Annotated in this window: 23 protein-coding genes; 5 read left to right on the top strand and 18 right to left on the bottom strand. The window is 64.3% G+C overall.

The window, feature by feature from the left end; genetic code table 11:
- Positions 1 to 94: 94 nt before the first annotated feature.
- The gene (gene ykgO / locus BMY84_RS11260) at positions 95 to 220 is read right to left on the bottom strand and encodes a type B 50S ribosomal protein L36 (RefSeq protein ID WP_004210176.1); all 126 of its coding nucleotides are present in this window, start codon (positions 218 to 220) and stop codon (positions 95 to 97) included.
- Between the two features lie 214 nt (positions 221 to 434).
- Here ykgO and BMY84_RS11265 point away from each other — a divergent pair, with 214 nt between their 5' ends.
- Together BMY84_RS11265 and BMY84_RS11270 are read left to right on the top strand one after the other, a co-directional pair.
- The gene (locus BMY84_RS11265; protein ID WP_093083891.1) at positions 435 to 1,052 is read left to right on the top strand and encodes a hypothetical protein; all 618 of its coding nucleotides are present in this window, start codon (positions 435 to 437) and stop codon (positions 1,050 to 1,052) included.
- Positions 1,049 to 2,179, top strand: coding sequence for a M14 family metallopeptidase (locus tag BMY84_RS11270; protein WP_093083893.1), 1,131 nt, complete (start codon positions 1,049 to 1,051; stop codon positions 2,177 to 2,179). Before BMY84_RS11265 ends, BMY84_RS11270 begins: the two co-directional genes overlap by 4 nt.
- 42 nt (positions 2,180 to 2,221) lie before the next feature.
- On the opposite strand, the gene BMY84_RS11275 is transcribed toward BMY84_RS11270, so the two are convergent.
- From BMY84_RS11275 to BMY84_RS11300, 7 genes are all read right to left on the bottom strand, one after another.
- Positions 2,222 to 2,500 carry a DUF2218 domain-containing protein gene (locus tag BMY84_RS11275; RefSeq protein ID WP_093083895.1) on the bottom strand — a complete coding sequence of 93 codons (279 nt, stop codon included), beginning with the start codon at positions 2,498 to 2,500 and terminating at the stop codon, positions 2,222 to 2,224.
- 3 nt (positions 2,501 to 2,503) lie between these two features.
- Entirely contained in the window at positions 2,504 to 3,190 is a 687-nt protein-coding gene (locus BMY84_RS11280) for a PadR family transcriptional regulator (protein ID WP_371262411.1), read from the bottom strand.
- Between the two features lie 89 nt (positions 3,191 to 3,279).
- Positions 3,280 to 3,456: a hypothetical protein gene (locus BMY84_RS29715; RefSeq protein WP_177203985.1), complete on the bottom strand. Its 177-nt coding sequence runs from the start codon at positions 3,454 to 3,456 to the stop codon at positions 3,280 to 3,282.
- Positions 3,457 to 3,483: 27 nt separating this feature from the next.
- Complete coding sequence (locus BMY84_RS11285; RefSeq protein ID WP_093083896.1) at positions 3,484 to 4,725, bottom strand: threonine synthase; 1,242 nt, start codon at positions 4,723 to 4,725, stop codon at positions 3,484 to 3,486.
- Between the two features lie 162 nt (positions 4,726 to 4,887).
- Positions 4,888 to 5,442, bottom strand: coding sequence for a nucleotide exchange factor GrpE (grpE, locus tag BMY84_RS11290; protein ID WP_093083898.1), 555 nt, complete (start codon positions 5,440 to 5,442; stop codon positions 4,888 to 4,890).
- A complete protein-coding gene (gene hrcA / locus BMY84_RS11295) occupies positions 5,439 to 6,482 on the bottom strand; it encodes a heat-inducible transcriptional repressor HrcA (protein WP_093013549.1) in 1,044 nt (347 codons plus the stop codon). The genes grpE and hrcA overlap by 4 nt, the downstream gene beginning before the upstream one ends.
- A 31-nt stretch (positions 6,483 to 6,513) precedes the next feature.
- A complete protein-coding gene (locus tag BMY84_RS11300; RefSeq protein WP_093083900.1) occupies positions 6,514 to 7,023 on the bottom strand; it encodes a DUF6438 domain-containing protein in 510 nt (169 codons plus the stop codon).
- Positions 7,024 to 7,157: 134 nt separating this feature from the next.
- Here BMY84_RS11300 and rph point away from each other — a divergent pair, with 134 nt between their 5' ends.
- Positions 7,158 to 7,874, top strand: coding sequence for a ribonuclease PH (gene rph / locus BMY84_RS11305; protein ID WP_093083901.1), 717 nt, complete (start codon positions 7,158 to 7,160; stop codon positions 7,872 to 7,874).
- A 127-nt stretch (positions 7,875 to 8,001) separates the two neighbouring features.
- Positions 8,002 to 8,631 (top strand): RdgB/HAM1 family non-canonical purine NTP pyrophosphatase, encoded by a 630-nt coding sequence (gene rdgB, locus BMY84_RS11310; RefSeq protein WP_093083903.1) that lies wholly within the window; start codon positions 8,002 to 8,004, stop codon positions 8,629 to 8,631.
- Here rdgB and BMY84_RS11315 read toward each other — a convergent pair.
- Together BMY84_RS11315 and BMY84_RS11320 are read right to left on the bottom strand one after the other, a co-directional pair.
- Positions 8,628 to 9,398 carry a hypothetical protein gene (locus tag BMY84_RS11315; protein WP_093083904.1) on the bottom strand — a complete coding sequence of 257 codons (771 nt, stop codon included), beginning with the start codon at positions 9,396 to 9,398 and terminating at the stop codon, positions 8,628 to 8,630. The genes rdgB and BMY84_RS11315 overlap by 4 nt on opposite strands.
- Positions 9,399 to 9,464: 66 nt before the next feature.
- Positions 9,465 to 10,169, bottom strand: coding sequence for a CAP domain-containing protein (locus BMY84_RS11320; RefSeq protein WP_093083906.1), 705 nt, complete (start codon positions 10,167 to 10,169; stop codon positions 9,465 to 9,467).
- Between BMY84_RS11320 and hemW the strand changes: the two genes are divergently transcribed.
- The gene (gene hemW, locus BMY84_RS11325; RefSeq protein ID WP_093083908.1) at positions 10,168 to 11,343 is read left to right on the top strand and encodes a radical SAM family heme chaperone HemW; all 1,176 of its coding nucleotides are present in this window, start codon (positions 10,168 to 10,170) and stop codon (positions 11,341 to 11,343) included. The genes BMY84_RS11320 and hemW overlap by 2 nt on opposite strands.
- Before the next feature lie 186 nt (positions 11,344 to 11,529).
- Here hemW and BMY84_RS11330 read toward each other — a convergent pair whose 3' ends face one another.
- The 8 genes from BMY84_RS11330 to BMY84_RS11365 form a co-directional block, all read right to left on the bottom strand.
- A complete protein-coding gene (locus BMY84_RS11330) occupies positions 11,530 to 13,251 on the bottom strand; it encodes a M56 family metallopeptidase (RefSeq protein ID WP_093083909.1) in 1,722 nt (573 codons plus the stop codon).
- On the bottom strand, positions 13,248 to 13,616 hold the full coding sequence (locus tag BMY84_RS11335; protein WP_093013573.1) for a BlaI/MecI/CopY family transcriptional regulator: 369 nt from the start codon (positions 13,614 to 13,616) through the stop codon (positions 13,248 to 13,250). Before BMY84_RS11335 ends, BMY84_RS11330 begins: the two co-directional genes overlap by 4 nt.
- Before the next feature lie 325 nt (positions 13,617 to 13,941).
- The gene (locus BMY84_RS11340; protein ID WP_093013576.1) at positions 13,942 to 14,136 is read right to left on the bottom strand and encodes a hypothetical protein; all 195 of its coding nucleotides are present in this window, start codon (positions 14,134 to 14,136) and stop codon (positions 13,942 to 13,944) included.
- Between the two features lie 31 nt (positions 14,137 to 14,167).
- Positions 14,168 to 15,106 (bottom strand): right-handed parallel beta-helix repeat-containing protein, encoded by a 939-nt coding sequence (locus BMY84_RS11345; protein ID WP_093083911.1) that lies wholly within the window; start codon positions 15,104 to 15,106, stop codon positions 14,168 to 14,170.
- 199 nt (positions 15,107 to 15,305) lie between these two features.
- A complete protein-coding gene (locus BMY84_RS11350) occupies positions 15,306 to 15,599 on the bottom strand; it encodes a type II toxin-antitoxin system RelE/ParE family toxin (protein ID WP_093083912.1) in 294 nt (97 codons plus the stop codon).
- Entirely contained in the window at positions 15,596 to 15,856 is a 261-nt protein-coding gene (locus BMY84_RS11355) for a CopG family ribbon-helix-helix protein (RefSeq protein ID WP_093084072.1), read from the bottom strand. The genes BMY84_RS11350 and BMY84_RS11355 overlap by 4 nt, the downstream gene beginning before the upstream one ends.
- Positions 15,857 to 15,914: 58 nt before the next feature.
- The gene (gene metH / locus BMY84_RS11360; RefSeq protein WP_093083914.1) at positions 15,915 to 18,515 is read right to left on the bottom strand and encodes a methionine synthase; all 2,601 of its coding nucleotides are present in this window, start codon (positions 18,513 to 18,515) and stop codon (positions 15,915 to 15,917) included.
- Positions 18,516 to 18,634: 119 nt separating this feature from the next.
- Complete coding sequence (locus BMY84_RS11365) at positions 18,635 to 19,681, bottom strand: homocysteine S-methyltransferase family protein (protein WP_093084073.1); 1,047 nt, start codon at positions 19,679 to 19,681, stop codon at positions 18,635 to 18,637.
- Positions 19,682 to 19,713 lie beyond the last annotated feature (32 nt).

A 19,713-nucleotide genomic window follows, 5' to 3' on the forward strand; every position in this document is an offset into this window, starting at 1 on the left:
GTCCATTTCCGTATCAACGCAGAAAAGCGCCCGATCATCGACCGGGCGCTTTGCGCAATATCAAGACCTGCTCCCGAAGGAGCAGCCTTCGCTATCAGCCCTGACGAGCCTTGAAGCGACGGTTGGTCTTGTTGATGACGTAGGTACGGCCGCGACGACGGATCACGCGGTTGTCCCGGTGGCGTCCCTTGAGCGACTTGAGCGAGTTGCGGATCTTCATGGCTAGGCCCTTGATGGAATCTGAATGTGTTCGAAAATCGAAGCGCAGCCCCTATGGGCCGGACGGCGCAAAGTCAAGGGCGGTGGCCGGTCTTTTGCTTCCATTCATCTTTCATGCAGCATGAGGGTAGCTAGAGAGGCGTGAGGGTTTTACACCCGCCGCGCCGTGTAATCCGTATCTTATCTGTCCGGCAAATGTCCGTTGGAGTGACCCCATGTCGATGCGCCCCCTTCTCGCCGCCGCCCTCGCCCTTCCCCTCGCCGCCTGCGCAGGCGGCGTGCCGCCGGTGGAAGTGACGCGATTCCATGTCGACAATCCCGCTCGGTCGGGCAGCATCGCGGTGGAGGAAATGCCGGGAAATCCGGACATCAGCCTCGAATTCCGCACCTATGCCGGAGTCGTGACCCAGGAATTCCAGCGCGTGGGCTTCACCCCCGCCAGCGATGGCGCGCAGAGCGACTATGTCGCGCTGATCAGCTTCAACCGCAGCTTCCGCCCGTCAGGCGTCGACCGCAGCAGCGACAAGCCGGTCAGCGTCGGCATGAGCGGCGGCATCGGCAGCGGCGGCGGGCGCCGGGGCGGCACCTTTGGTGGGCTGGGCCTTGGCGTGGGCATCAACCTGTCGGGCAAGCCCAAGGACATCGTGACCACCCAGATGCATGTGCAGTTGCGCCGCCGGTCCGATTCGTCGGCCGTGTGGGAAGGCCGCGCCTCGACCGAAGCGCGTCAGGGCACGCCCGCCGCGCAGCCGGTTGCGGCGGCACAGAAACTCGCCGCTGCGTTGATCGGGGGCTATCCGGGGGAATCGGGCCGCACTATAATGGTCAAATGACCATCAGCATTTCCAGCGGCTTTGATAGCGGCAATATTCGCGTCCTCTCCATCACCGATACTCCGGCCGGCGTCAGCGCCGATCTGGAGATCGTGACCGATCATCAGAGCGACTTTTATCAATGGTTCCATTTCCGTCTGGCCAATGCGGCCGGGCGCGAGGTGGAACTGAAGATCGTCAACGGGGCGAACTCCGCCTATCCCGGCGGCTGGCCCGGCTATAGCGCGCGCTTCAGCGAGGATCGCGAAAGCTGGCTGCTGGCCGACACCGACTATGCCGACGGCACGCTGACCATCCGCCTGACGCCGGACAGCAATGCGGTGTGGATCGCCTATTTCGCGCCCTATTCGATGGAGCGCCATCATGACCTGATCGCCTGGGCGGCCAGTCAGCCGGGCGTCGAGCATCGCGAACTGGGCCTGACGCTGGACGGCCAGCCGATGGACCTGCTGACGATCGGCGACGGCCCCAAGCAGGTGTGGCTCTATGCCCGCCAGCATCCCGGCGAATCGATGGCCGAATGGTGGATGGAAGGCGCGCTGGAGCGACTGACCGACGAAGAGGATGCCGTCGCCCGCCTGCTGCGGCAGAAGGCAACGATCCATCTGGTGCCCAACATGAACCCGGACGGCAGCCGTCGCGGCCACCTGCGCACCAATGCGGTCGGCGTGAACCTGAACCGCGAATGGCATGAGCCGACCGCGGACAAGAGCCCCGAAGTGCTGCTGGTTCGCAATGCGATGGACGAAACCGGCGTCGACTTCGCCATGGACGTGCATGGCGACGAGGCGATCGCTGCCGTGTTCATTGCGGGCTTTGACGGCATTCCGTCGATCACGGCGAAGCAGAGCGAACTCTATCACCGCTATCGCGACACGCTGGCCGTGCGCACGCCCGATTTCCAGACGCGACTGGGTTATCCGATGGCGGCGGCTGGCAAGGCCAATCTGTCCATGTCGACCAATCAGGTCGCTGAACGCTTCGGCGCAGTGGCGATGACGCTGGAAATGCCGTTCAAGGATAATGACGACCTGCCCGACGCCGATTTCGGCTGGTCGCCCGCACGCTCCATGCAGTTGGCCAAGGATTGCCTGGCCGTGCTGGCGGAAATGATTGACGATATTTGATCAAGTCCGTCATCCCAGCGAAAGCTGGGATGACGAAAGGACTTACTTCCAGTCGAAGGGCAGCGGCGCTTCGCGGAAGGCGAAGCGGTCGAGATGATCGGCGACCACCTGTTTGAACCGCTCGACATCGGCGTCCGCATTGGGCTCCAGCGTCACGACCAGCGCTTCCGGCTCGGCCGTCATGCGGATCGGCCCCATCGGGAAAGCGATCTCTCCCTGTGCGGGATCGAAATTCACCTCGAACTTGTGGCTCCAATGCTTGCAAAGCTGCTGGAGATAACGGCTGCCGCTGGTGGTCGGCACGGTTGCAGTCACGGTCATGGGTTACAGCCTTTCGATCTTGGTAACGGCTTCGTCGATCAGGGCGGCGACGTCGAACATGGTCTGGCTATCCGCACCTTCTTTTTCAAGGCGTTGCTGGATGGCGAAGCGCAGATTGTGCATGGCGCGACGAACCGGACCACCATCGACCCGCTGTGCCTGCTGCGCCAGTGAGGCGAGCCGGGCCAGCGCCAGTTCCAGCGCCGCCTTGCGCTCCTCGATCTGGGCCGTGCCCGCTTCGGTGATGGCGAAGCGCTTGCGGCTGCCTGAGCCAGAGTCTTTTGGGGGCTGTTCGACGATCAGGTCCATCTCGGCCAGCAAAGTGAGCGTCGGATAGACCACGCCGGGGCTGGGTGCATAGGCCTCGGCCGTCAGCGCCTCGATCGCGCGGATCAGTTCATAGCCGTGGCGCGGTTCATCGGCGATCAGCTTCAGCAGGATCAGCCGCAGCGTTTCATTGTCGAACAGCCGCCGACGACCACCGCCGCCACCGCGCCCGCCCCGGCCGCCGCCGCGCGGACCATCCTCGCCGAACGGATCGCCACCAAAGGGACCACCGCGCCCCCGGCCGAAGCCGTCAGGAAAGGCGAAGCGGCCATGTCCCAAATGGGGGCCGCCCCGACCGCCGTGCATTCCGCCGTGATGACCAAAGCCGCCATGACGGCCGTGAGAGGGATGAAAATTTCGCATCAATTCTTCTTTCATATGCTTCATGATGCTTTGTGATATATCTTAAAAATTCCGATCGTCAAGACTTACGATATATCTTTTTATATCTTTCAGTTTGGCGGGCGCCTTATCCGCATGCCCTTGGTCCGACTGGTCAGGTGGAATTTGCGACACAGGGCACAGCGATAGGGGCGCAGCACAATGGCCGCCCGGGCGATCACCGCCCAGGCCTCGTCTTCCGTGTCATAGCAAGCCTTCTTGCGGCAGATGCCCAATGTCGTGCGCATACCCCCTCCGGTTCGCGCCCCGATCGCCTAGAGCGACGCGAAATCGATCGGCGCGTGCCGGTCGAGCGTGCGGCTCTGGTCCTCCAGCGGATATTTTAGGCCGCTCGCGCAGTTGAACAGCACCGCGCGCTCGTCACGCCCGATCAGCCCCTCGTCCAGCGCCCGTTGATAGGCGGCCAGCGTCGCCCCGCCCTCCGGACAGAGCAGCAACCCGTCGTCGCGCGCCACGTCCCGCACCGCCGCCGCGATCGCCGCGTCCGACACCGCCAGTGCCGCGCCGCCGCTTTCCCGTACCGCGCGCAGGATCAGGAAGTCGCCCACGGCCTTTGGCACGCGAATGCCCATGGCGATGGTCTGCGCATCCTCCCAACGTTCGGCAAACTCCACGCCCTGCTCGAAAGCGCGGACCATCGGCGCGCACCCCTCGGCCTGCACCGCGAACATCTTGGGGCGCTTGGAGCCGATGAAGCCGATCTTCTCAAGCTCGTCGAACGCCTTCCACATGCCGATCAGGCCCGTGCCGCCGCCAGTGGGATAGAAGATCGCATCGGGCAGTTCCCAGCCAAGCTGCTCGGCCAGTTCCAGCCCCATCGTCTTCTTGCCCTCGATCCGATAGGGCTCCTTCAGCGTCGAGAAATCGAACCAGCCGCGTTCCCTGGCGCCCTGCCCCACGATCGCGCCGCAATCGTCGATATAGCCGTTGACGCGATAGACCCGTGCGCCCTGCGCCGCGATCTCGCGCACATTCACTTCGGGCGTGTCGGCGGGACAGAAGATCACCGATTCCATGCCCGCGACGGCGGCATAGGCGGCCAGCGCCGCGCCGGCATTGCCGTTGGTGGGCATGGCGACTTGCGTCACGCCCAACTCCTTGGCCATGGAGACGGCCATCACCAGCCCGCGCGCCTTGAAGGAAGCCGTGGGCAACCGCCCCTCATCCTTGGCGAGCAGATGCGCGCCGCCCAACCGCCTGGCCGTACGCGGCAGCGGGATCAGCGGCGTCGCATTTTCGCCCAGACTCACGATGTTGGACGTCTGCCGTACCGGCAGCAATTCACGCCAGCGCCACAGGTCCATCGGCCGCGCCGCCAGCGCCTCCTTGGTCAGCGTGGCCCGCACGCCCTCCAGATCATAACGCACCAACAGCGGCTTGCCCACCGCCGACAGCCCATGCAGCCGATCCGCCTCATAACGTTCCCCGGTCAGCGAACATTCGAGATGGGTGACGAAGGTCGGACGGTCAGTGGTGAGGTTGAGGTCGTGGCGCAAAATCGTCTCCGTCAGGCTGAACCTCCTGACTCCCCCTCCCGCTTGCGGGAGAGGCGCGAGACTTGCCGAGCCGAAGGCGAGGTTAGTCGCAGCGGGGTGGGCTGTCGCTATGTCCAGCCCACCCCCGGCCCCTCCCGCAAGCGGGAGGGGAGAAGAAATATATTAGTCCGGCTTCTTCGCCACGCTGACCATGGCGGGGCGCAGCAGGCGGTCCTTGATCATGTAGCCGGCCTGCATTTCGACCAGCACGGTGCCCGGTTCGGCATCGGCCGAGGGGAGTTCCATCACCGCCTGATGCTTGTTCGGGTCGAGCGGCTGGCCGACCGACTCCAGCTTGGTCACGCCGTTGCGGCCGAACACGCTGTCCAGTTCGCGGCCGGTGGCTTCCAGGCCGACGACCAGCCCCTTGAACTTCTCATCCTCGCGCAGGTCGGCGGGGATGGCGGCCAGCGCGCGGCTCAGATTGTCGGCGACCGACAGGATATCGCGGGCGAAGGCGGTCGATGCATAGGAACGGGCATCCGCCAGTTCCTTTTCCAGCCGGCGACGCACATTCTGCGTGTCGGCATGGGCGTAGAGAATATCCTGCTTCGCGGTGGCGAGTTCCGCCTCCAGCGCGGCAATCTTCTCGGCGACGGGGTCTGCTGCGGGCGCTGCATCTTCGGGCAACGCATCCACGACTTCGGTGTTTTCGATAGTGTCTTTGTTTTCGCTCATCTCATCAATCTCGATAGCGTCTGTGCTGTGAAATCCACCATGGGGATCACCCGCGCATAGTTCAAGCGCGTGGGGCCGATCACGCCGACCACGCCGACGACCCGGCCGTCTGCGCCCCGGTAGGGCGCGGCTATGACCGAAGAACCCGACAGGGAAAAGAGCTTGTTTTCCGAGCCGATGAAGATTTTGGTCGCGCTGCCCGCCAAGGCGCCGCGCAGCAGGTCCAATATTTCCTGCTTGCCCTCCAGTTGCTCCAGCAATTGGCGGGCGCGTTCCAGATCGGCGGCGGCACTGTCATCCAGCAGATGCGACTGGCCGCGCACGATCAGCACCGGCCGGTCGTCGGCATCATGCGACCAGATGGCCAGGCCCCGCGCCGCCAGATCGCGCGCGCTGTTGTCGAGCGCATGGCGCTCCGCCTCCATCTCCCGCGCCAGCGCCTCGCCCGCCTGCCGCAGGGTCAGGCCGCCAAAGCGCGCCGACATGAAATTGGCCGCTTCGTTGAGCGCGATCGGGCTGACCCCTTCGGGCAAATCGAGCACGCGATTTTCGACAGACCCGTCCTGCCCGACCAGCACGGCCAGCGCCTGCCGCGCGTTCAGCGGCACAAAGCCGAACTGCCGCAATATCGGTTCGCGCTTGGGCACCATGACGATGCCGGCACAGGCGGACAGGCCGGAAAGCGTGGCGGTGGCGGCGGACAGCGCTTCCTCGATCGGCCCGCTTTCCGATATTCCAGCCTCGATCGCGCGGCGCTCCTCGGGCGAGGGTTCGGCCGCCTGCATCATGCCGTCCACGAACAGGCGCAACCCCGTTTCGGTCGGCATCCGCCCGGCCGAGGTATGCGGCGCGGCAAGCAGGCCGAGTTCCTCCAGATCTTGCATGACGTTGCGGATCGAGGCGGGCGACAGGCTGAGCGACGCCATCTTGCTGATGGTACGCGACCCCACGGGCATGCCGGTGCCCAGATAGCTTTCCACCACCAGGCGAAACACATCGCGCGCGCGATCATTCAGTTCGGAGATGGGCGTGACCGACATGCGCCTTATCTAGGCAAGACGGCGGACAGGCTCAAGGCGCGACTGCCTTGGGATTGAGCATATGCTGAACGTCGAGTATCTTGGGCACGGAGGCGATCGCCACGCGCAGCTTGCCATATTGCGGGTCCATGCAGCCGGATTGATAGTCCAGCCGCGTCGTCGCCTGCCCCGGTCGCGTCCATTCGACGCTATAGCTCGGCATATCCGTGGCGAAGCGCTCGCAATTCTTGCCATGGGCGATGGTCTGGGTCGTACCCGCCGCCGGACGATGCGGGGCAAGGGCGGCGACCAGCTTGCGATATTGCACCCTGGTCACGGTGAAGCGGGTCGGGCCCGGCACCGATGTATAGCGTTCGGGCGTCAGCAATCCCGATCCGTCGGGCGACACCTGCACCGTGTAAGTCGGGCATGCGCCAAAGCAGCGCCCGGCGGTGAAGCGGATCACGTCCCCCGGCGCCTTGGGCGGTTCCAGCCCTTCCTGCTCTGCCATACACCCCGCCAGCGCGAACAGCGCGGCCAGACCCAAGATTTTTATCGTCATAACGCCTCTTATCGTCCAATTCCCGCGCTGGACACTGGCAAGTGTCTCCGTCGGACGCTAAGCGCCGCTTTAAGTGCGCTATTGGGCGCATTGGTGGCCATGGCCGCCATCAGACCGTTTTTCGGAGAAATATTATGCGTCCTTCCGGCCGCGCGCCCGACCAGATGCGCGACATCACCATGGAACCCGGCTTCACCATCCATGCCGAGGGTTCGTGCCTCGTCAGCTTCGGTGACACCCGCGTCCTGTGCACCGCCTCGATCGAGGAAAAGGTGCCTCCCTTCCTGCGCGGCAAGGGTTCGGGCTGGGTCACGGCCGAATATGGCATGCTGCCCCGCGCCACTCATACCCGCGGCAGCCGCGAAGCCGCCAAGGGCAAGCAGTCGGGCCGTACTCAGGAGATTCAGCGCCTGATCGGCCGCTCGCTGCGCACGATCGTCGACCTCAAGAAGCTGGGCGAACGCCAGATCGTGGTCGATTGCGACGTGATCCAGGCCGATGGCGGCACCCGCACCGCTGCCATTTCGGGCAGCTGGGTTGCGCTGCGCATCGCCGTCGACAAGCTGCTGGCATCGGGCGCCCTCACCGAAGACCCGATCATCCAGAAGGTCGCGGCGATCAGCTGCGGCATCTATAACGGCACCCCCGTCCTCGACCTCGACTATGCCGAAGACAGCAATGCCGAGACGGACGCCAACCTGATCCTGACCGGCGACGGCAAGTTCGCCGAAGTGCAGGCGACGGCCGAGGGCGCCGCCTATGACGAGGAAGAGCTGCTCCGCCTGCTCCGCCTCGCCCGCATCGGCTGCGCGAAGATCTTCGCGGCGCAGGATGTGGCGACGGGTCGCTGAACCAAAACACAAAATGCCGTCATGCCAGCGAAAGCTGGCATCTCCCTTTTCTTTCGGCTCTAACGTCAGAAAGAAGTGAGATCCCAGCTTCCGCTGGGATGACGGGAAATATGTGCAGGGTAGAAAAATGAGCGACGAATTCGGACAGGAACAGGCGATCCGCAAGCTGAAGCCGGGCAAGCTGGTGATCGCCAGCCATAATGCCGGCAAGGTGCGGGAAATCGCCGCTTTGCTCGGCCCCTATGGGATCGAACCGATTTCCGCCGGGTCGCTCGACCTGCCCGAGCCGGAAGAGACCGGCACCACCTTCATCGCCAACGCAGAGCTGAAGGCGATGCAGGCCGCCGACCTTTCCGGCCTGCCTGCGCTGGCCGACGACAGCGGCCTGTGCGTCGAGGCGCTGAATGGCGATCCGGGCCTCTTCTCCGCCCGCTGGGCCGGGCCGGACAAGGATTTCGGCATGGCGATGCAAAAGGTCTGGGACGGCGTGGAGGCCAAAGGCCCCGACGCCGGCCATGGCGCCCATTTCATCTGCGCCCTCGCCCTTGCCTGGCCGGACGGCCATGTCGAAGCGTTCGAAGGCCGCGTCGACGGCACGCTCATCTGGCCGCCGCGCGGACAAAATGGCTTTGGCTATGACGCGATGTTCCAGCCGCTGGGCCACGACATCAGCTTCGGCGAGATGGACCCGGACGCCAAGCACGCCATGAGCCACCGCGCCGATGCCTTCGCGCAACTGGTGAAGGCGGTTTTCTAACCCGCCGGCACGGCCTTCAGCTTCGCCTGATCGATATGCCAGCGCAATTGCGCTGGTGACGCGCCATCCACATCATTGACCCGTCGCACGATATAGTCGCCGGTGAAGCGCTGGCGCGTGCCGTCCGACAGTTGCGAATCGACCGTCACCGGCACCGTCTGATAGATTGATCCCGCGCCGCCATCGCCCGGCGCCAGCCTGCCGATCGTCACGCGCGTCGACCTTGTATGGGCGAATCCGCCTTCGAACTGCGCCAGCGTCTGGCCGGGGCGGCCATTCTCCCCCCATTGCGTCCATGCCGTGCCATAATCGCGGGCGTTGATCGCAGAATAGTAACGCGACACCACCGCAGCGGCCGCGGCCATGCTCTTTGGGGCGGGCGTGCACCCCGCCATGGACGGCCCGTCGCCATCGAACAGCGCGCAACTGCGCGCAATCTCATCCTCGATCATCGCGCAGCTATTGGCGGCATTGCACGGCGGATGGGTGGCCGGGGACACATCGCGGCACAGCTTCACGCGCCTGGCCGCAGCGGCCGATCCGATCTCCGCCGCGCAGGACAAAGGCTGCGCCATCGGCGTTTCGGCAGCGGCGGGTGGCGTGGACATCGGGCTTTGCGCCGCATCATTGCCCTGAGCCACAACATTCGCCGGGGCTACATTGTTGTTCGTTACCTCATCAGCCTTCGGAGCGGTCGGCCCACCGCAGGCCGCCAGCCCGATCAAGGCCGTGCCCGGCAATATCCATGACAGCAGCGGCAGGCGCATCCTCTTTCCTCCTCCGGACCAGCATGGATACCCAATGCCCGACGGCTGTAAAAATATCCGTGCGGCTTATTTGGCGGCGCTCGCCACGATCGTTTCCGCGACGTCCGGCGTAGCCACCGCAGGCGGCGCATCCTCCGCGTCCAGCGGTCCCTTGCCGTAGCTATTACCGGCCGGGAAATAGCGGCAGACCAGATAGTCATATTGCGCGCCCTCACCCAGCGCGCAGCCGACCTTCTTCGTACCGCGCCAGATCATCTGGGTATAATGGCCGACATCCTGCCAGCGCCCGGTCGTGCTGATATCGGGCAGCCTGCCACCGGTGCGGAACAGCTTCCCCTCTTCCAGAAACGATCCCACCATGACCTGATAGCCATAGAGCCGATGCGGTCCCATCCACAGATTTTCGCCGCTGGGGATCGCCCGGTTGCCGCGCGGCGAATGGCGGAACAGACCGGTCTTTGCCATCTCATCGGCATAGCGCGCAGCATCAGCCGCCAGCGCCTCGTCCCAGTCCAGCGCCGCCACGCCCAGCGCCTCGCGCGCGCCATTATGCAGGTCCAGCACCACCGCCCGCAGCAGGTCCGGCCCGCGCGGCGCTTCCTCCATGCCGTAAAAGGCCGCCGGCATGACCGCGCTGGCGGCCACGTGTGCGGCTGACGGAGAGGTGGGTGCCTGCGTATCCGCCGCCCAAACCGGGGCGCCCATCGCTACCAATATCGGCGCAGCCCATAGCGAACCGCGCAAAAAGCCTCTAGAGCCGCCCCCAGCCATGTCGTCTCTTATCCCCGCATCTCCGCCGCCCCCCGGCGACGCTCAGGCCTTATACATTCATTGGCCTTTTTGCGTATCCAAATGTCCCTATTGCGATTTTAACAGTCATGTCCGCGACAGCGTGGACGTGGAGGCATGGCAGGTGGCTTTGCTGGCCGACATGGCGCATGAGGCCGCGCTGACCGGCGACCGGCCGCTGTCCTCCATCTTCTTCGGCGGCGGCACACCATCGCTGATGCCGCCCGCACTGGTCGAAGCGCTGCTGACGGCGGCGGAGCGGCATTGGGGCTTCACCCCCGACATGGAAATCACGCTGGAGGCCAATCCCAATTCGGTCGAGGCGGCCCGCTTTGCCGATATCGCCGCTGCCGGGGTCAATCGCGTGTCGCTCGGCCTTCAGGCGCTGGAGAATGAGGCGCTGCATTTCCTCGGTCGGGCGCATGATGTGGAGGAAGGGCTGGCGGCGCTCGCCACCGCGCAATCGGTGTTCGACCGGGTCAGCTTCGACCTGATCTACGCCCGCCCCGACCAGAGCGAAGCCGACTGGGAAGCCGAACTGGCCCGCGCCCTCTCCTTCGGTACCGGGCATCTCTCGCTCTATCAGCTCACGATCGAACCGGGGACGCGCTTTGCAACACTCGTGGCGCAGGGCAAGCTGACCCCGGCCGATCCGGACCATGGCGCTACCCTCTATGAACTGACGCAGGCGATGACCGGCGCGGCCGACATCCCCGCCTATGAGATCAGCAACCATGCCCGGCCGGGGCAGGAAAGCCGCCATAACCTGACCTATTGGCGCTATGGCGACTATGCCGGGATCGGGCCGGGTGCCCATGGTCGCCGCGGCGGCATGGCGACGATGCGCCACAAGAAGCCGGAAAACTGGATGGGTGCGGTCACCCGCAACGGCCATGGCATTCAGAGCGAAGAGGCGCTGGTCCCGGAGGATCGCGCGCGCGAGGCGCTGCTGATGGGATTGCGACTGGGCGAAGGCGTGGACCTGTCCCGCATCGCCGCCCAGTCCGGCGTCCGCGCCGACCGGCTGGTCGATGAACGAGCGATCCTGCAACTCACCGACCTGGGCCTCATCCGCCTGACCGGCACCCGCTTGCAGGTGGCGCCGGCCGGGATGCTACTACTGGATGCGATCCTGCCGGAAGTGGTGGCGATTTAGCGGCCGTTTAGTGAATTTCCCGCCGTTCGTCCTGAGTAGCCCCTTCGACTGCCTGCCAAGGCAGGCGCTCAGGACAGGCATTGAGCGAAGTCGAAATGGCGTATCGAAGGACAGGTGCTTCGATACGGGTCTTCGACAAGCTCAGCCCCTACTCAGCACGAACGGTTCAAGGTAAGTCTTAAACGGTCAAGGCTGCTCGCTGCGCAGTTCGGCGATGGAGCGGTCGATTTCGCGCAGCGCCTCGGCACGGGCATCCCTGGGCATCGACGTGTTCGCCGCAATCTGGGCGCGGGCCGAGCGCAGGCCGCTGATCGCCGCGACATGGGCATTGCGGGCGGCGCGATCGGCGCGGGCCGCATCCATGTCAGCCTGACGTTCAGCACGATCCGCCTGAAGCTCCGCCCGCCGCGCGGCGCGATCCGCCTCACCCTGCGCGCGTTCGGCTGCCATCTGCGCCTGCCATTCCGCCTGACGCGCCGCCCGCTCCGCCTGTTGCCCGGCCTGCTGGGCAGCGCGCTCGATCCCCGCCTTGCAGATGCGGACCCGGATATGACGGCGGCCATTGGCGTCCACCGTCTCGCTGCGCGTCGTGCTCTGCTTGCCGGCATCGCAGCCTTCGCGCACATCGACCACCGGCACCATGCGGGCGATTTCCGCTTCGGTTGGGATGCGATGGGTTTCGACCCGGCCATTGGCATGGGTCACGACGATGCGCCCCTTTTCGCTGCGCACGCTGACAGGCGGCACCGGGGGAACGGGCGGGATCGGCGCGGTCATGTCGACCGTTGGCGGGACGGGAGCGACCGGCGCCATCGGCGCGGGCACCGGCACAGGATCGGTAACGGCATGGGCGACGGGCGCAGCCGGAACTGCTGGCACAGCCGGGACGGCGGGCACGGCGGCGACAGCGGGAATGGACGCTTCGGCCGGCTGGGCGACCAGATCGGTCAGGCGGGCGAAGTCGGCTCCGTCCACCTTGTCGGTGAGCGCCGCCATCTGCTGCGCGGCACGGCTGCCCGATGCGGTGAGCGCCAGACCGGTGGCGGTGACGAGCGCGACGGCGGCCATGCCCCAGCTGATACGGCGGAGCGACATGTCATGATTGGACAGCATTTTCAGCCTCCCCTTGAGAGCGTTGATGCGGGTAAGATGGCAGGCGGCGGCAAACTGGCGGCCACCGGCGGCCTTCAATATGGCGCGGCCATAGGCATGGGCCTGTTCCCGGCCGTAAAGCGACAGGACGCGCGCGTCGCAGGCCGTTTCCTGATCGGCGCGATAGGCACGATAGGCGATCCAGGCGATCGGATTGCACCAGTGGACGGCCAGCAACAGCAGGGCGATCATATTGGCAGTCAGATCGCCGCGCTCATGATGCGCCCGTTCATGGGCGATCGCCATATCCTGTTCCTGCGCGTCATAGCGCAGCGCAAAATCGGCGGGCAGCACGATGAAGGGGCGGAAGATGCCGAAAGCCAGCGGCCCCGACGCCTGCGGGCTGGTGATGATGCGGATGCGCCCTTCTTCATCGATGGGCGTCATGCCGTGCAGCATGTGCCGACGAAAGCGGACATAGCCCACCGCCTGCACGATCAGGAAGGCGACCATGCCGACGAACCAGATCGCCAGCCCGATTTCCAGCCAGGGCATGGCGGGTGCGGCAGCCTCCACCGGCGCGGTGGCGGGCATGGCCAGCAGATCGGTCAGCCCCGCCTGATCCACCGCCTGATGCAGCGGTGAGGGATCAAGCTCTTCGGGCAGCGCGGGCATCAGCATCCGGGCCAGCGGCAGCGCCCAGAGCATATAGGCCGCCCCCGCCCCCAGCCAGCGCGCCACCGGGCGGCGCAGCATCATCACCAATGCCATCAGCAAGGTCGTGGCGATCAGCGTTTCGGCGATCCAGACGCTCATGATTTCAGCCCTTTCAGGATTTCCTCAAGCTCGGCGATATCCTCCGCCGTCAATTGATCCTGGCTCGCCAACTGGGCGACCAGCGGCGACACCCGGCCGCCGAACAAGCGGTTCACCAGCCGCCCCGATTCGCCCGCCACATAGTCCTCACGCGCCACCAACGGGCGATAGAGGAAGCGGCGGCCATCCTGATCGGCGGCGATCACATCCTTGGCCATCAGGCGAGACAGCAGAGTCTTGACCGTCTGGAGGCTCCAGTCGCGGTCGGCGGCGACCCGATCGGCGATGTCATTGGCGGCCTGTGGCGCGGCTTCCCACAGGGATTCCATCACCACCAGTTCCGCTTCGCTGATCTTCTCGCTCACCTGACCACACCCGACTCGATCGTTTAACAACTACAGCTGTAGTCGCATCGATTACGAATGTAGTCAATAACGATTCGCAGGCGTCGATCGCGGACGGCGCGCGCCATTCCTGCCGCCTTTTCACGGAGATGGCCGAAATCGTCGGAATTTTTTACAAATCGCAAGGGCGGGCTTGCGGCGTTAACCTTTGCACCCCTCGATTTCCCGTGCCCGTCGCATATTGGCACGGCGATTGCGTCCTGATCGCCGTTCCCACCGTTCTACTACCCGGGGGATGCAGGCAGGTCTCCGCCACGCATCCCCCACCCGGTGGCTTTCCCTAAAATCAGCTTTCGATCAGATCCAGATAGGCGACGACATCATTGTCCGTCGCCAGGAACAGGCCGTCCTGCACTTCGGCCGGCTGCTGTTCGGCGACATGCAGCGCCTGACTGAGCGGGCCATACATAATGGTCATGGCCGCCCCATCATCGCCCAGATGATAGAGGCGGACGGTCGCGCTGTCATAGGTGGTTCGCATGACGCTTTCCTATCACAACAGCACAGCCAAGTCAGCGCCGGTCCTTGACCTTCATCGACGGCGCCAACTCGTTCGCGCCGATCTTCACCGCATCGTCGGTGAAATTGGCGACGAAGGTGGAGCCGCGCGCCAGCCCCGGTACGAAGCCCGCCTTGTTGCCCTCGATCACCAGCCCGGCGCTCGAATGTTCGCGGCCTTCCGGCGCGACGGTGATGAAGGCGGACCAGTTGTCCTTGTCCTTGCCCTGCACCATTTCATTGCCCGTGATCGTACCGGTCGCGCCGTTGGACAGGTCGATCATATAATTGGTCAGCTTGCCGCCACTGTCGTCGAAGCTGTTGCCGCTGATGGCGACGCGCGCGGTGCGGGTCTTCAGATAATGGCCGCCATCACCCTGATCGAAGCGGCTGTTGGTGACGGACAGGGTGGCGAGCCGCCCGATATAGATGCCATGCGCGCAGTCGAGATCGCGGTCGCACCGGCCCAGCTTGCGGAAGGTCGACTTGTCGATCGCCACCTGCCCGCCATCATAATCGCCCGTGAGGATGCCTTCCTCGCTATTGCGGAACAGGCTGTTGCGGACGATCAGATTCCCGCTTTCCAGCCGGATGCCCGCGCCATTGCCATCGGGCACGCGGATATTCTGGAAGATGATGCCGTCGACCGTGCTGGCCTGCCCGCGCAGCACCAGCGCGCCCTTCCCCTCGCACGGCACCCCGTCGAAGATCACCGTGCCGGGCGTGGCGGCGCGGATGGTGACGTCCCCGCCCTGCTGCACGCCGCACTGATGATAGGTGCCCGGCGCCACGACCACCGTGCCCCGCCGGTCCCCGATCGCCGCCAGCGCATCACCGATGGAGGCAAAGCCCTGCCCCGTCTCGGCGACGGTAAAGGGCGCGGCATTCCCCTGCGCCAGCGCGCTCGAAGCGATCGCGGCGGAGACGAGGAACGTGGTGGAGAGGATGCGCATGGGGGCAGAATAGGCCCGGCGGCGTGCGGGACCAAGCGGCAATAACGCGCTGCCCCGCTATGGGACAGATGTGGAGCGGGTCGAGTGTCAGGGATGGATCGAAAGAAGGCCTGCTAGGAGGGAATGGAGATGGTGCAACAATTGCACTATCTTCCCCATGGTTACGTTATATCGCAGCAGTGAATGCCGCCACGTCCTCCTATTTCGGCCATTCATCTGTGGTCCAGTCGCGGGACGCGTGCATGACGCGAACAATGGTCAGCACATCATCGCCCAAAACATAGGCGAGGATGTAGGGGAGGCGGCGGATGGATTTTTCGTACGTGCCGCTAACACGACCGGGATGGCCCGTGGCGAAATCGGCCAATGCATCGCCCGTTTCGCGAATCCGGATCGCGATCCGGCGTGCGGCGACGGGGTTGTCTCGTGCAATGTGGATGACCTGCGCCTGTATGTCGGCGAGCGCGTCCTCCGACCATTGCACCTGCCTCATGCGGCGTTTTTACTTGCCGCAGCGATAGCGGCGTCAAGCCGGTCCATCGCCTCCTTGTGCGGAATGACCCTGCCCGCCTTCATGTCGGCGATGCCGCGCTCTACGCCTGCGATGATATCCAGTTCGCGGTCGACATAGGCTTCAAGTGCCTCGGCCGCGAGGAAGGATCGGGAGCGACGACTGCTCTGCGCGAGGCGACCGAGTTTTTCCTTGAGATCGGTGGTCATGCGGATGGTCATCGTCGTGCTGGCGGTCATCGCGCGGTCCTTCATCATCTGTGTACATTGTAGCACAGGATGATGTGGCCTGCACGGGTCAATCCAGATTAGGTCGCAGATAGCGCTCCGCCGTCTCCAGATCTATGCCGCGCCGCTGCGCATAATCTTCCAGCTGGTCGCGCCCGACCCGCGCAACGCCGAAATATTCCGCCTGCGCATGGCCGAAATAGAAACCGCTGACCGCTGCCGTGGGCAGCATGGCAAAGCTCTCCGTCAACGTCGCGCCGGTCGCATGATGCGCGTCGAGCATGTCGAACAGGATCGGTTTCAGGCTATGTTCCGGGCAGGCGGGATAGCCCGGCGCCGGGCGGATGCCGCGATATTGTTCCTTGATCAGCGCCTCGTTGGTGAGTTGCTCACCCTCCGAATAGCCCCACAAAGCCGTGCGGACATAATGGTGGAGCCGCTCAGCAAAGGCTTCGGCCAGACGATCGGCCAGCGCCTTCAATAGGATATCCGAATAGTCATCGATCGCGTTCTTGAAGCGGGCCAGATGCGGTTCGATGCCATGGATCGACACGGCAAAGCCGCCCATCCAGTCGCCATCATGGCTGATGAAGTCAGCGAGGCACATATTGGCACGCCCTTCCCGCTTCTGAATCTGCTGGCGCAACATCGGCAGAGTATAATGTTTCTCATCCTCGACATGGACGATGATGTCGTCGCCATCCCGGCGGCAGGGCCACAGGCCCGCAACGCCCCGCGCGGTCAGCCATTTGTCGTTGACGATCTTGTCGAGCATCTTCTGCGCGTCGGCGAACAGGCTGGTCGCGCTTTCGCCCACCACCGGATCGGTCAGGATCGCGGGATAATTGCCCGCCAGTTCCCAGGCGCGGAAGAAGGGCGTCCAGTCGATATACTGGACCAGATCCTTCAGATCCCAGTCGGGGAAGCGATGCACGCCGGGCAGGCGCGGACGCGGCGCCTTCAGGCTTTCGTCGATCTCAAACCCGTTGTCGCGGGCGTCGGCGATGCTGATCAGCGCGCTCTGCCCCTTGTTGGCGCGGGCGACGCGGACATGCTCATAATCGTCCTTGGTCTTCTGGACGAAATCATTCTTCTGCGTTTCGCTGACCAGCGCCGTCGCCACACCCACCGCGCGGCTGGCGTCCAGCACATGCACCACCGGCCCGGTAAAGGCCGGGTCGATGCGCAGCGCCGTGTGCACGCGCGAGGTGGTCGCCCCGCCGATCAGCAACGGCATCACCATATTGGCGCGCTGCATTTCCTGCGCCACCGTCACCATCTCGTCCAGCGAGGGGGTGATGAGGCCGGACAGGCCGATCATGTCCGCGTCATGATCGTTCGCAGCCTTGATGATGTCCTGCCAGGGCACCATCACGCCCATGTCGACCACTTCGAAGCCGTTGCACTGGAGCACGACGCCGACGATATTCTTGCCGATATCATGCACGTCGCCCTTCACGGTCGCCATGATGATCTTGCCCTTGCCCTTGGCGCCCGGTTCCTTGGCCGCCTCGATATAAGGCAGCAGATGCGCGACCGCCTTCTTCATGACGCGGGCGGATTTGACGACCTGCGGCAGGAACATCTTGCCCGCGCCGAACAGGTCGCCGACCACGTTCATGCCGTCCATCAGCGGACCTTCGATCACCTCGATCGGCTTGGCGGCGGCGAGGCGGCACTCTTCGGTGTCCTCCACCACATACATGTCGATGCCCTTGACCAGCGCATGTTCCAGCCGCTTGGCGACCGGCCAGCCCCGCCATTCCTGCGCGGCCTTTTCGGTCGCCGCATCCTTGCCGCGATAGCTTTCCGCCAGCGTGACCAGCCGCTCGCCCGCTTCGGGATCGCTGTTCAGCAGCACATCTTCGCATGCCTTGCGCAGCGCCGGATCGATCGTGTCATAGACGTCGAGTTGCCCGGCATTGACGATCGCCATGTCCAGCCCCGCCGGAATGGCATGGTACAGGAACACGCTGTGCATCGCCCGGCGCACCGGTTCGTTACCGCGGAAAGAGAAGGAGAAATTCGACAGTCCGCCCGAAATATGGACATGCGGGCAGCGCTTCTTGATCTCGCGGCATGCTTCGATGAAGTCGACGCCGTAATTATTGTGCTCCTCGATCCCCGTCGCCACCGCGAAGATATTGGGATCGAAGATGATGTCTTCGGGTGGAAAACCGATGGTCATCAACAGCTTGTAAGCGCGCTCGCAAATCTCGACCTTGCGGGCCTGCGTGTCCGCCTGCCCGGTTTCGTCGAAGGCCATGACGACCACCGCGGCGCCATAGGCCATGCAGAGACGCGCATGATGCAGGAAGGCTTCCTCACCCTCCTTCATGCTGATCGAATTGACCACCGGCTTGCCGGACACGCATTTCAGACCCGCCTCGATCACTTCCCATTTGGAACTGTCGATCATCACCGGCACGCGGCTGATGTCCGGTTCCGATGTCATGAGCTTGAGGAAAGTGGTCATCGCCTCGACCGCGTCGAGCAGACCTTCGTCCATGTTGACGTCGACGATCTGCGCGCCATTTTCGACCTGCTCGCGCGCGATGTCGATGGCGGCGGCATAGTCGCCGGCCATGATCAGCTTCTTGAACTTGGCCGATCCGGTGACGTTGGTGCGTTCACCGATATTGACGAAGGTGGCGGTGGATTGGGTGGTCATTTTGCTTCTCTTCTCCCCTCCCGCAAGCGGGAGGGGCCGGGGGTGGGCTTTCCTGGAGCAGCGCCTGGACAGGCCCACCCCCTAGCCCCCTCCCGCAAGCGGGAGGGGGAACATTCTTTTTATGCCGCGATATGCATCGGCTCCAGCCCAGCGAGGCGCGTCACGACCTGCAACTCCGGCACCACGCGCGGCTTGTGGCCCGCCAGCGCCTTCGCCACCGCACCGATATGGGCGGGCGTCGTGCCACAGCAGCCGCCAACCATATTGACCAGCCCTTCGTCCACCCAGTCGCGGATCAGCTTCGCGGTGGTTTCCGGCAGTTCGTCATACTGCCCCAGTTCGTTGGGCAGGCCGGCATTGGGATAGGCCAGGATCAGCGTGTCGGCATTCTTCGACAATTCCGACAGATAAGGCCGCAGCAAATCCGCCCCGAAGGCGCAGTTCACGCCGATGGTCAGCGGCTTCAAATGCCGCAGCGAATACCAGAAGGCGTTGATCGTGTGGCCCGACAGGTTCCGGCCGGACATGTCGGTGATGGTGAAGCTGAGCATCACCGGCACCGGACGGCCCGAAGCAACCTCGGCTTCCCGCGCGGCCATGCCGGCGGCCTTGGCATTGAGCGTATCGAAACAGGTTTCGATCAGCAGGAAATCCACCCCACCCGCGATCAGCGCATCGCACTGCTCACGATAGTCGGCCTTCAACGTATCATAATCGACTTCGCGGAACGCAGGGTCATTCACGTCAGGCGATATCGACAGTGTCTTGTTCGTCGGGCCGATGGAGCCACAGACGAAGCGCGGCTTGCCGTCCCTCGCCGTCGCCTTCTCGCAAGCCGCACGGGCGATCTTCGCGGCGGCGACATTGATGTCCCACACCAGATGCTCGCAGCCATAATCAGCCATCGCGATCTTGGTCGAAGAGAAGGTGTTCGTCTCGATCATGTCGGCGCCATTGTCGAGATAGGCGGTGTGGATACCCTCCACGATGTCCGGCCGGGTCAGGCAGAGCAGGTCGTTATTGCCCTTCTGGTCCTTGGCCAGATCCAGATCGCCGCGATAATCGGCTTCGGTCAGGCCATGTTTCTGGATCGACGTGCCATAGCCGCCGTCGAAAATCAGGATCTTTTCCGCCGCCAGGGCGCGCAATTGTGCTTCGGCGCTCATCATCAAAACTCCGCCTATCAAAAAATTACCGT

The sequence above is a fragment of the Sphingobium sp. AP50 genome (genome assembly GCF_900109095.1).
Classification (GTDB): Bacteria; Pseudomonadota; Alphaproteobacteria; order Sphingomonadales; family Sphingomonadaceae; genus Sphingobium.